Genomic DNA, 12317 nt, shown 5'->3' on the forward strand with positions numbered 1-12317 from the left:
CATATAGACTCGTACATGACCGGAAAATTACGTTCCGCCCGTACTGTTGGCATTATTCCCGCTTGCGGGCGGCGTCGGTTCAGCCTCCGGCGGAATATGTGTCGGCGTCGGGGTCTCCTCTATGATCTCGCCGGTATGCTCCGGGGTTGGCTCTACGAGCGTCTCGTCCCCGGATGCAGGCTCAGCACTGGGCTCCGGCGTAGGCGTCGGGATAGGGCTGCTGTCCGGCGCGGCAGTCGCAGCCGGAGCAGCAGGCGCTACCAGCTCAACCTTCGCAACAAGCTGCGAGGCGGTATTCTGCAGGGTAATGAACCGGGGGAGCGACACTTGCAGCGTGACATCGTAAACGCCAGCCGTAAGCCCACCGGCATCTGCAACTACGCTGATACTATCCTGGTCGAGCTGATCCAGCAGCGTTGGCGCACCTGATATGGTCAGATCCATAGTGGCGCTTCCAGGATCTATGATACGGGCTGTCAGCCCGCTGCTGACGCCCTCCAGCTTAATGGGGACAGCAGAGAGGGTCCGCTGGGTAATCTCCGCCGCAGAGACCGCTACAGTCATTGCCGCAGGCTCAATCTTGCCGGTGCCCTCCGGCGGCTTAAGCTCCAGCTTCATCTGCTCTGTACCAGCATTCTTGATAGCGCTCAAATCCAGTACAGCCTCATACGAGGATAAGGTCTTAAGGGTCTCAGCACTGCCGTACACCGTTACCATATCCTGTTCAGGCGTTACCCTGGACAGCACCAGTGAGCCGGGCAGACTGCCGGTGAAGCTGATGTCCAGCGGCAAGGTTTTGGACGGGAGGGTAACAGGCACTTCCACCGCTACTGTAGAGGGTTCAATGACCGCATCCTCCAGCACATTCCCCTTACTATCCAGAGCGAAGAGCTTCAGCCTTTTCTCGCTAAAAGTCTCATTCTGCCCGTCCAGCTCCACCTTCCCCTGCACCTTCGCTACCCGTCCAAGATCACTTGCCGGAAGGGTAACCTCCACCGATTCCGGGTCAATTACAGGACTGCCTACTTCATAGCCTGCTGCCGGCTCTCCCATAATATTCAGCGAGACGGGAAAAGACTTGGTCGTCCGCGGCTCTATATGCACATTCACCTGATTCGGGACCATAGCTTCCAGGGTGACACCACTCGGAGTCGAATACATCAGCGGAAGCGTGTTATCGCCGGGCTTCACATCCTTCAGATCCAGCCATACCCGATAAGCATCGGAGAACTTATAGGTCAGATCAGACTTTTTGCCCATTACCTCCATCCTGACGCTATCCACATCCTTGGTCAGTACATACTTCTCACTGTCGAAGCCTTCAATCTCCACTTTGACATTCTCAATCGTCTTCGATTCGTTATTAACCGTAGTCTGGTACGTTGGCGCTGTATCCACATGCACAATGGTCCACAGAATAATCCCTAGAGCCAAGGCAAGGATCTTGTTGAAGTTGTTATTCTTCATCCACTTATCCATTGTCTTTATTCCCCCTCCGTCTCCAGAAAGCAGAGCTCTTCTCCATCAGGGGCGAGCTGCTTGCACTCAGCTCTTGGTGCAGCTTCGAGATCAGGGATTCTTCCTTGATATCCCGGACAATTTGTCCATTAATGGCCAGTGAGATCTGCCCCGTCTCCTCGGAGACGACCACAGACACCGAGTCTGCTACCTCGCTGATACCTATGGCGGCACGGTGCCGGGTTCCCAGCTCCTTGCTGATGAACGGATTCTCAGAGAGCGGCAGGTAACAGGCCGCCGCAGCAATCTGGCTTCCCTGCATAATCAGCGCCCCGTCATGCAGCGGCGTGTTGGGAATGAAGATATTAATCAGCAGCTCCGAGCTGACCTCAGAACGCATGGCAATCCCTGATTCCGTATATTCATTAAGCCCCGTAGCCCGTTCAAATACGATCAATGCCCCGATTTTACGGACAGCAAGATAATTCACGGCTTTAATCACTTCGCCGATTAATTTGCTGATCTCCTCATCGCTCTCCGCATTCCGCCCGAAGAACTTGCCCCGGCCCAGCTGTTCCAGCCCCCGCCGCAGCTCCGGCTGAAAAATAATAAAGATCGCAAACACCCCGAACGTAAACATCTGGTTCATCAGCCATTTCAGCGTGTATAAGTCGAGAAGCGTACTGCCGCCCCAGATCACGACCAGCACCAGAATCCCCTTCAGCAGCTGAACCGCCCGCGTCCCGCGCACCATATTGAGCACTTTATAGATAATGTAGCTGACAATTAGAATATCGATTATATCTTTAATGGATTCTTTCCATGTAAGGTCAGTAAAGTAGCTCATGGCCGAAAACCCCCGTCATTTCAAATTAGCTGGGTTTATGTAAATTGTCTGTTAAGTTTGAATCTTATTCTAGGTTATAACGTTACGCCTCCGGTTGCAAGTTTAGCGGCTGGTAAATTGAAGAACCTGTAATTTCAGGCAACAAAAAAGCGCCATCTTTCCGGAAAAAGAGGCGCAAATGAGTTATCTGCTACAAGCGACCAACATTTAGCTATCGGTAGGCAACTTCAGAGAACATGTTCGTCACTTTATACCAGATCCAGCTTACTGCTTGGTCTATACTTTTGACTTGCCCGGAGATATGGGCGGTTGAAGCCTGATACAGAGAACCGTCGATCACCGTTACGTTCCCGTTGACTTCCCCGTAGACTTGAGTCTTACCGTTCTCCACCGTCAGATCACCGGAGATAATTTTGCCGGAGGGTACAATCACCGTATTCCCCTTGATCACAACCTGGTCGAGGTCTGCCCCTCTAACCACAAGCTGCCGATCCTGATTCCAAAAGGTTACGGAGCTCATCAGCATCACAAGAATGAACATGGACGCCGCCGTCAGAGCCGGATGTCTCTTGATCCAGGTGATGAAGGCTCTTTCCTTCTTGGGTTTCGGTAATGAATCCATAATCCGGCTAACCATATCCTCCGAGGCCACAGGTGCCTGGTGCATCAGGGAAAACATCAGCATATCGGTCTGTTCCAGTTCTTTGAACCTCGCACGGCACTCCGTACAGGATAAAAGATGCTCCTTCAATTCCCTCTGCTGCAGGTCGGGCAAGTCGTCATCCAGGTAGTCGTGCATCATAGAGACGGCCAGTTTGCATTCCATAGGAGCCAATCCTTTCATACGTGCTAATTTAGTGCATAAGACTTGCTTAACTTACATACGTCCCTGCCCTGCAGGAGTTTCATAAAAAATAATCTATTTTTACAATTTGGGTCCTAACTTCTTACGCAAAAACTCACGGCCCCGGTGCACCCGGGTCTTGATCGTCGTTACAGGCATATCCAGCACATCGCCGATCTCCTGAAGTGACAAATCCTGCAGATACCGCAGAATCATCACCGACCTGTACTTAACGGGCAGGCTGTCGATGGCTTCATAGATGAGTCTCTGTGTCTCCGAGAGCAGCAGTTCCGTCTCCGGTGTCACATTATCGCTCGGAATCATCGAATACCCGTCAATCCCCTCCTGGTCGTTCATCTCGGCATCCAGGGAATAGGTCGGGCGCCGCTTACGCAGCCGGTCAATGCAGAGGTTCGTGCCAATCCGGTAGATCCATGTCGAGAACTTCTGCTTATCATCATACCTGTCCAGATTTCTGTAGACGCGCAAAAAAGTCTCCTGAACAACATCCTCCGCCTCATGACGGTTATTCAGCATACGGTAAGCCAAATGATAAATTTTGTCTTTATATAGTTCCACAAGCTCGGCAAATGCCCTTTGGTCACCCTTCAGGGCGAGCTTTGTCAGTCTGCCTTCCAGATTCTCCACCTGTTAACTCCCCCAGACTTGCCGCCCTTGGACTGTCAGCTCTTCGAAGACCACGGTACAAGCATTTAAATCGTAAATCATGTGTGTTCAAAAATCAAGGTTTGTATTGTTACCTTCTATATAATGTGCTGGAAAAGCTTCTGCCGGGCTGCTGGCGGCTGATCGCAGCAGGAACCCCCTGGCGGCTGATTAGTCGGGGGCTGCGCAGAACATTTGGACTTCCGGTCGCTGTTATTGGCAGATTTCCTGATTGGAACCGCAGGCTGCGGTCGAAATCTGCCAATAAAGGCGAACGCTATCGCTCCTGCAGTTCCAAATTTCCGCTCCGCCCCCTCCATCAGCCTGGGTTCCCCTACTACAGCTTTTCTTGTTGCCCAAAGTATATCTCAGGCAACAATGGGGTGGGGCATGGGCTCGGCCGTGCCTGTGGCTCCCGGCCTCCTTGAACGACAAAAACCCCGTCCCTCCTCTAGCTAAGAGGCGAACGGGGTTGAAGAACAACGACTTCAAAATCTTAAAGCGGCTTCGCCGACTTTGAAAATCAAAACCTTAAAGCGGCTTCGCCCACTTTGAGATCAAAACCTTAAAGCGGCTTCGCCGACTTTTTAGATCAAGATCGTCAGAGCGAGTGCTCACAAAGCATCAGCCGGTATTCCGAAGACCGGCTGCAATACCATTGATCGTGAGCAGCACTTCGCGCAGCAGCTCAGCGTCATCCCCCTCAGCCTCACGCAGGGCGCGAAGCTCAGCGAGGAGCTGAACCTGCAGGTAGCTGAGCGGATCGACATACGGATTACGCAGGCGGATGGATTCCTGAATGACCGGAACATTATCCAGAATATCCTGCTGGCCGGTGATCTGAAGGATCAGCTCGGAGGTCAGCTTGAACTCGGCCTCGATTTGACCGAAGATTCGCGCACGCGCCTCCTCGTTCTTACCCATGCCGGCGTATTCCTTAGCGATGACAAGATCCGCCTTCGCAATAGCCATCTGCAGCGTATCGATCAGGGTCGTGAAGAATGAGAAGTTGGCATACATATGCTGCATGATCTTCATATTCTCTTCCTTGCCCTCATAGAAGCTCTGCAGACCGGTTCCGGCGGCATACCATGCCGGAAGCAGATAACGGCTCTGCGTCCAAGCGAATACCCAAGGAATTGCACGCAGGTCCTCGAAGCGCTCGCTGTTCTTCCGCTTCGAAGGGCGTGAGCCGATATTCAGCTCGCCTACCTCCGGTAGCGGCGTGGACTCTTTGAAGTACGTAAGGAAATCCGGATCACGGAAGATCAGATCCTGATATTTATTCAGCGAGACTTCAGAGATGCGGGCAATAATCTCATCCCACTTAGCTTCGTACAGATCCGTCTGCGGCGTTTTGGCATGAATAGCCGCCGTGATCAGCGCAGATGTTGCCTGCTCCAGACTGCGGTAAGCAATGCCTTTCATCGAATACCGGGAAGAGATAACCTCACCCTGCTCAGTAATCTTAATCCCGCCGCCGATGGTGGAAGCCGGCTGGGCCAGAATACTCCGGTTGAGCGGCATACCGCCGCGTCCGAGTGCGCCGCCCCGTCCGTGGAAGAACTTCAGCTTAATACCGAACTCATCGGCAGTTGCTGTAATCTCTTTCAAGGCCACACGCAGCTCCCAGTTCGCTGTAACCACACCGCCGTCTTTATTACTATCGGAATACCCCAGCATGATCTCCTGGAGATCATTCATCGCTCTGACTGCATCGCGGTAGATCGGCATGTTGAGCAGCGTACGCATAATCTGCGGCGCATCATGCAGGTCGTCAATCGTCTCGAACAGCGGCACCGCCTGCAGAGTACAGACTACCGTACCGTCGTTGTCTTTGCGGAACAAGCCGACTTCCTTGGAGAAGACCATAACCTCCAGAATATCGCTTGCCGCCTCCGCCATACTGATCAGATAGCTAGTGATGCACTGCTTGCCGTATTCCTCCTGCGCCTCATAAATCGCACGGTATACCGCCAGGCATTCCTCTGTCCCTTCACTATAGGACTGGTAAGGGGAAGTCAGCGGACGCGGATCATTCAACAGTTTCTCCAGCAGCACAATCTTCTCTTGCTCCGACAGCTTGGAATAATCCGGCGTAACATTCATCTTAGCCAGAACCTCTGTCATTGCATTCTCATGCTCCTGGCTGTGCTGGCGGACATCCAGTGTAGAGGTGTGGAAGCCGAACAGCTCCACCTGACGAATCAGCTTCTTAATGTAGGTATCTGCTACATAATCGGCATAGTGATGCCGCAGGCTGCGGTCAATCACGTTCAGGTCGTCGATGAATTGCGCCGGAGATGCGTAGCGCTCTGGTGTTCCTTTTTTCTCATCGTCCAGCACATTCTGGGTCTTCGAGATCATATAGCTGAGCTTAATCCGGTAAGGCTCGTTATCATTACGCCAGGCATCGACCCGGTTGAGATTGATAATATTCCGGTCTGCCTCAATGGATTCCAGCAGCTCCGGCGTCACATTCACAATGCTTGTACTAAAGCTGAGATACTGCATCAGCTCGCGCATAATACGCTGGTATTCACGAATAGCCAGCTTGCGCTGCAGACGGAGGGTCTGTAAGGTAACGGCTGCCTTCACTGAAGGGTTGCCGTCTCGGTCTCCCCCGATCCATGAACCGAAACGCAAATAGGTCGGCACATGCCAGTTCTGGCCCGGATAATATTTGCTCAGACAACGCTCAAGCTCCTGATATACATCCGGCAGCACTTCAAAAATCGTCTCATGGAAGTAATACATCCCGTTACGCACTTCATCCAGCACTGTAGGCTTGCGGTCACGGAGTTCATCAGTCTGCCACAAGGTAATTACCTCATTCAGCAGCTTCTCCCGGAGCTGTTCGCGTTCGCGGAAGGTTAACGTCGGATTATCCAAGCCCATGACGTCGTCGGAGATCCGTTTGTGGATATCGAGAATCGCACGGCGCATAGCTTCTGTAGGATGAGCGGTCATAACCAGCTCGAGTGACATGCCGCTCATGATCTCAAGAACCTCTTCGTGGGAGAATTCCCGTTCGCGAAGCTCCTGAACCGCGCTCTCAATCGACCCCGGTTGTACCGTCTCCCCGGCAGAACGTTCGTAGTCGCGTTTACGGCGAATGCGGTGGTTCTGTTCGGCGATATTCACCAGTTGGAAATAAATAGCGAACGCGCGGATTACCTGATGGCGATTCTCCGGGTCCAGTGAGCTGATCAGCTCTTTAAATTCATTGTGCAGTTCAGGCAAAAACAGTGAGCGCAGCGATTTGCTGGTCTCCCGGATCTTCTCCACGATATCCAGCAGTTCGTTGCCGCCTTGGTGTACCAAGACTTCGCCCAGTATGTTCCCCAGGAACCGTACGTCTCGCCGCAGCAGATTGTTGGAGTTGCTTTTGCTAACGGCAGTCGTAAGTTCGGTCATGCTGCTCCCCCCATCCTCTTCCGGATCAATGCTCTTAACATTGTCTATTTGAAAAGCTTTCTACATATCATACAATAAAACAGCCCGGAAATCTTCAACTTTATTGCGCGGTAAAGCAGTGCAGTAATTTCGATTATACACTAACCCGGCTATTTATGCAGTCAAAAATAATTATGTAATTCTTCCTATTATATTCTCTCTTTTATAGGTGTTATATGTAGTAGTTGTGTAAAGTTACATGACGTAAAACGACAAAAAAGCCAGCTCCGCAGAGCCGGCCGTTGATTACAGGTTAACTTTTATTTCATTGTGTGTCCTGAGTGGTTGTTGAATGCCAATTCAAATAATCCGGTAGCCGATAACCCCGCCAATCCGCCTGCCCATAGACGCAAGGTCAACTCCAGCTGTGTAAAAGGATACGCCGCCGCTCCAACCAGCAGCCCGATGCCTAGTCCAATAAAAGGGATGCTGTTACGCGGCAAATGGGTATTATTTTTGATCAGCTGCACTAGGGCAAGAATAAAGACGGACAGAATGGAGGCAAAAGCCAATACATTATCCAACAGTTCGCTGTTCATCATGAAATCGCTCCTTTCTGCGGTGTGGTGGTGATTTCGACGGTGTTGGCAGCCGGATGGTAGGCAATCTGAGCGCCAAGCGCCTCCGCAATTTTACGTGCAGGAACATAGGTCACCCCATTCTCCAGCCACCCGTCCGCAATCTTCCTTCCATTCACCTGTACTGCAACTTTCATCTGAGTCTTCACCGCTTGTTCCTCCTTGGGCTTGATCCGTTCTATCGCCGCTTCCACGGCCGCAGCCGCAGGTTTCTTCCCCGTTCGCAGATCAGCCAGGCTTAATCCGAAGCTCATCTGCAGATGCGGGTAATCCTTGAAGCTGGTCCAGCCGCCGCCCCATTCGAACCCGATGGCCTTAGCGTGCTGCACCACCTCCAGCCAATCTCTAGTGCCATTCTGGTTGCCGTCCCGGTTCATATCCCAAGAGACGCTAGAGCCATCCGGAAGCAGCAGCGCAAAATCCGCCGCCAATCCATAATTGTGATAACTGTACCCGCCGCGCGCATTCGTCACGATCGCTCCCGGCCGGGTTCGCCCCTGGGCATAGAGCGCATCCTGTTCGGCCATCGTCCGCAGGCCTTGCGTGATCAGAATGGGAACCCCGCCAGCATAACTGCGTTCAATGAGCGCAGTTGCTCCGGCAAGGACGGCGGGATGAAGCCCGGACAGGCGGGCAGCGGATTTATTCAGTACCTGAGCCAGCGTCAGCATGCGATTCCTCCCCTTTCCTGATTTCAGAGAGAACCACGAACAGATCCTGGCGTCTGGTATACATCAAGAGAGTTAGGATGACCAGTCCAATGGTCGTCCCCGTCTGGGCAATGGCCCAGGCATCCGATTGCAGCGAGCTTCGTATAGCTTCCGGGGCGGGAGCGGAGCTGAATCTGATCCAGAAGGCCACCGCCATTTTAACCGTATACGCCCCGAGGAAAAAGAACGCCGCCAGCATAAACAGACTGACTACGCGCACCCGGAATCTCCGGCGGAAATACAAAAAAAGCGCAGCCATCAGCAGCAGCGCACAGAGAAAGGATATGGAATAGGCCAGTAACAACACAATATCAATGCTGCTCATCTTCTGCCCCCCGATCATAGATTAGGAACTGGGCGAACCCGTTGTTCCTGATTTCATCCTGAATGTCCTGAGAGACATTCTTGTACCTTCGGATAGAGAGCGACACCTTATGTCCTGCCAGCGCCAGCCTCCGCTCTCTGTCCCGGTGCAGGGGCGATAGACGCTTGATCCACGCACTCAGCACGTTATCCCCCCCTGTCTTCTTCATTAGTACTACTGGTGTGGCTGTTTGCGGAATGGTCTATTTTCAATCGCTGCAAGACTTCAAGCGTGGGTGCCATGAAGTCTAACCGCTCTTTGTCGAGAATATTCTGCAACCGGTCCCGGTCCTCCTCGGCACGCTCCAGCAGTTCACGCGGCACCAGATTCCCCTTCACAATCGACCGCAAAAGCACAAGCATAATCATGAGCAGAATCAGTGCGATAATATAAGCCAGTCCATACTTATCTGCAAGCGGCAGCAGCTTCTCCAGATTCGCAACATCGTTGCTGTCCATTGCTTCACTCCCTTCTGTGTGATGATTAAATAGTTATATAAGACGCACTTAAGATTTAAACTTGAAGCTTCATCGTCATATATAGCCCCCAGACGAATCCGAGGGCAAAATAAAAACGCCCTCAGCGGCGCCTCTGGCAATCTACTCTTCAGTTACAAGGAACGTAAGTCCATTCTCTACCAGAATCTCCTTGACGGCAGGCTTCAGCGTAGCGGGGACCTCGCTATACTTCGTCTTCCCCAGCGTGACGCGTTGTGCAAAAAATAAGGCCATTGCTCTCACCACCTTTCTATTAATATCTGAACAGCTTAAACAAACCAGCCAAACGTTTAAGAATAGACTTGGGTTGCCATTTCAGCAATAATATCCTCGATAAAATCCGCACGCTCGGACAGCGCCTGATTCTGCGCTCTCAGCACCATATTCTCTTGCTGCAGCTGCTCCATCTCCGTCAGCACTGGCGGCTTGTTCGCCTCAGCCTCCTCGTACGCTTCCCAAGCTGCTTGCAACTCAGCCTCGGTCGGCTGCGGCACATTCAGCTTCCAGACCGCAATATATGGCCCTTTCTCTACCAGATCATAATCCTCGCCTTCAGTCAGCAGATTATAGTCAATGCCGTGGCGGTAGTGGACACCCTCTACGGGTTGTTCGCCGATCTCTGGCTGCTTGATCTCGTAGCGAACACGGCCTTTGGCTTCGGCTCCCGGCCGCAGGACGGGTTCCGGGCCGTTGTCTTGCACGATGAAGTCGTGCATGGGGTTGGCGTTTGGATATAAATGCATGATTGTTTTTGCTAAGTTCATATTAGTCCCCCCTCTTTTATGAAACTCTTACAATTCTCATATAAGTGTAAAACCCGGAGCCTGCAGTAATTGCTGCAACACCAGAATCTTGGAACATATAAATATTTATTGCAGTTCCTGAGGTTATATCTAATGTTGTAGTTCCGCAAACTGAAGCCGGCCCCGCCTTCCCCACATGTTGAGCGGCAAAAATCTGATCCAGGCTTCCGTTTTTACTTGTTCTTAGGTGCATAATAGTTCCATCTATAACATTATCAAGACCAACACAAACAGTTATAGCATAGTGACCTCCGATTTTCGGCGTAAATGTTCCAGTTGAAGCGTTAAATTCACCGCCTACATAATCATATTGGTAACTACCAAATGGTGCTACTAGCTTAACCCATGTACCGTTAGCTATAGATTGCGCTCCGTTTGCTGTCCCTTGTGCGCTACTGCGCTGATTTGCTGTATTATCCCCCCATGGATTAACAACACCATATCCGTCACTAACTATCCCCCCCTCTGATGTATTCATTTTCAAAGTAGAACCTATAGAAGTTCCTGTAATATGAATATGCCCTTTATATGATGCAAGGTGCGCCACAGTATTAGCAGAGCCGCTACAATCTTGCACAAATATTTCACCATTTACGTGAGCGTAAACGGCCGATACTCCCGTCCTGCCAATTATGACGCAATTGTGCAGATACACTTTGGCCGATTCGGCATAAAAGGCAATTTGGGTTGTACTTGTGTCTGTGTAGCAAAGATCAAATATTGTTTCTTGAGAATTAATAACATAAAACGCTGAAGTAGTGGTGGTGGTGGTTTTAAATCCCGCAATTTGGACGCGACAGGCGTTTCTTACTGAAGCAACATTAGTTACAACATGTGTACTGGTAGCGGTAGTTGCCCCATTAATAGATAATACACCCTCACCATAAAATCCTTGTACGTTTATGACTTCATTGTATGTTCCCGCTGCTACATAAATTATAACCGTGTGTCTGACGTTCTTGGGAACAACGGTTAACGCTTTTGTAATCGTCCGAAACGCCCCACCCGCCGTATTCACAAGCCCGGTATTATTGTCATTTCCATCCGTCCGGACGTAATAGGTAACATCCGCCGTAGTCTGCTGTGGCGTAGTCACCAGATTCGCCTTGCCATTCCAGGCCGTCTTCTCCGCATCGGTTACGAAGCGGTTGGACGAGTCCTGGACGATGATGGAAGGCGAGTGCGTGGAAGGATGCACATAATTATTCGCCCCCTGAGCCACACTATCCAGCTTCGATTTATCTGCTGCGGCCATTAAGCCGGCAGCATTGACAGTGGCAACCGCCGTAGACGCCTTACCATTCCACGCAGTCCGCTCCCCTGCCGTAATATGCTTGACCGTATCGGCGGCATGGTCCTGCGCGGCCTTGACGGCGGTGTCCAGAATATCCATATTGCCGTTCAGGTCGGTGATATCTACAATGTCTGTACCATCGGGCTTTTTCAGCCCCAGATTACCCGTTGTTTTCATCGCTCACACTCCTATTCATATACTCTTAGTTCGTTCCAGGTCTTGCCGTGCGCAGCGTTCCAGGTGAGGGACTTCAAGGAGTCCCACCAGGTGTAGCTGTATACGAAGCTATAGTCTAGATGGGCCGGCTTTATCTCCTCCATAATCTGAATCAGCCCCGCCATATTGGCCGGAATACCCAGCGTGCCGACGAATCGGACCTCGAAGCTATACGCTCCGGGCACCTCCACGACCTCCACATCTCCCCCGGAAAAAGCAGACGCCGTCCGCCGGATCATCTCCGGTGTCGTCGTGCCGCTGCCCCGCAGCTTGGCCTTGATCATCTCCCGCCGGGTGGCGTAGGACTTGTTCGGATCCGAGGCCAGCCCCAGCATCCGCTCCCAGCGGGACAGCCCCCAGGTAGCCGACTCCAGCGCCTTCTGATCGTCACTGTCTGCCATGGCGTAAGCCACTTCACCGCAGGCTGCACCGGCGCTGGCCTGCACAGCCTCCATCTCAGGCACGCCCTGATAATAATCGGGCAAGTATTTCATCAGATCGGGAGCCGTAATCTCCGGCCCTTCCCCTGTCACACCATCTGCCGAATACGTCATAAGTCCATAGATACTGTCTCCATAAGCCAC

14 protein-coding genes are annotated in these 12317 nt (G+C 51.9%); all 14 read right to left on the bottom strand.

All coding sequences use genetic code 11. The features are described from left to right. Window positions 1-27 precede the first annotated feature (27 nt). The 14 genes from NSS83_RS15265 to NSS83_RS15330 all read right to left on the bottom strand — a co-directional run bounded on the left by NSS83_RS15265 (window position 28) and on the right by NSS83_RS15330 (window position 12317). A complete protein-coding gene (locus NSS83_RS15265; protein WP_341348551.1) occupies window positions 28-1479 on the bottom strand; it encodes a CdaR family protein in 1452 nt (483 codons plus the stop codon). Next, window positions 1472-2305 (bottom strand): diadenylate cyclase CdaA, encoded by an 834-nt coding sequence (gene cdaA, locus NSS83_RS15270; RefSeq protein WP_076160722.1) that lies wholly within the window; start codon window positions 2303-2305, stop codon window positions 1472-1474. The genes NSS83_RS15265 and cdaA overlap by 8 nt, the downstream gene beginning before the upstream one ends. A gap of 211 nt (window positions 2306-2516) precedes the next feature. Further along, on the bottom strand, window positions 2517-3131 hold the full coding sequence (locus NSS83_RS15275; protein ID WP_036696243.1) for a zf-HC2 domain-containing protein: 615 nt from the start codon (window positions 3129-3131) through the stop codon (window positions 2517-2519). A 99-nt stretch (window positions 3132-3230) separates the two neighbouring features. Continuing rightward, complete coding sequence (gene sigW / locus NSS83_RS15280) at window positions 3231-3797, bottom strand: RNA polymerase sigma factor SigW (protein WP_036696241.1); 567 nt, start codon at window positions 3795-3797, stop codon at window positions 3231-3233. 642 nt (window positions 3798-4439) lie between these two features. Then, complete coding sequence (gene ppc / locus NSS83_RS15285) at window positions 4440-7232, bottom strand: phosphoenolpyruvate carboxylase (protein ID WP_341348552.1); 2793 nt, start codon at window positions 7230-7232, stop codon at window positions 4440-4442. Window positions 7233-7531: 299 nt separating this feature from the next. Then, window positions 7532-7810, bottom strand: coding sequence for a holin (locus NSS83_RS15290; protein WP_341348734.1), 279 nt, complete (start codon window positions 7808-7810; stop codon window positions 7532-7534). Beyond that, on the bottom strand, window positions 7810-8520 hold the full coding sequence (locus NSS83_RS15295) for a M15 family metallopeptidase (RefSeq protein WP_341348553.1): 711 nt from the start codon (window positions 8518-8520) through the stop codon (window positions 7810-7812). Before NSS83_RS15295 ends, NSS83_RS15290 begins: the two co-directional genes overlap by 1 nt. Further along, a complete protein-coding gene (locus tag NSS83_RS15300; RefSeq protein ID WP_341348554.1) occupies window positions 8492-8884 on the bottom strand; it encodes a hypothetical protein in 393 nt (130 codons plus the stop codon). The genes NSS83_RS15295 and NSS83_RS15300 overlap by 29 nt, the downstream gene beginning before the upstream one ends. Further along, window positions 8871-9068 (bottom strand): hypothetical protein, encoded by a 198-nt coding sequence (locus NSS83_RS15305; RefSeq protein WP_076081810.1) that lies wholly within the window; start codon window positions 9066-9068, stop codon window positions 8871-8873. Before NSS83_RS15305 ends, NSS83_RS15300 begins: the two co-directional genes overlap by 14 nt. A 1-nt stretch (window position 9069) precedes the next feature. Continuing rightward, a complete protein-coding gene (locus tag NSS83_RS15310) occupies window positions 9070-9381 on the bottom strand; it encodes a hypothetical protein (RefSeq protein ID WP_341348555.1) in 312 nt (103 codons plus the stop codon). A gap of 141 nt (window positions 9382-9522) precedes the next feature. Then, complete coding sequence (locus NSS83_RS15315; protein ID WP_256707486.1) at window positions 9523-9654, bottom strand: hypothetical protein; 132 nt, start codon at window positions 9652-9654, stop codon at window positions 9523-9525. 56 nt (window positions 9655-9710) lie between these two features. Continuing rightward, window positions 9711-10184, bottom strand: coding sequence for an XkdW family protein (locus NSS83_RS15320; RefSeq protein WP_341348556.1), 474 nt, complete (start codon window positions 10182-10184; stop codon window positions 9711-9713). A 16-nt stretch (window positions 10185-10200) separates the two neighbouring features. Further along, window positions 10201-11694: a hypothetical protein gene (locus NSS83_RS15325; protein ID WP_341348557.1), complete on the bottom strand. Its 1494-nt coding sequence runs from the start codon at window positions 11692-11694 to the stop codon at window positions 10201-10203. An 11-nt stretch (window positions 11695-11705) separates the two neighbouring features. Further along, window positions 11706-12317, bottom strand: coding sequence for a putative phage tail protein (locus tag NSS83_RS15330; protein ID WP_341348558.1), 612 nt, complete (start codon window positions 12315-12317; stop codon window positions 11706-11708).

This window comes from Paenibacillus sp. FSL H3-0469 (assembly GCF_038051945.1).
Taxonomy (GTDB): Bacteria; Bacillota; Bacilli; order Paenibacillales; family Paenibacillaceae; genus Paenibacillus_AQ.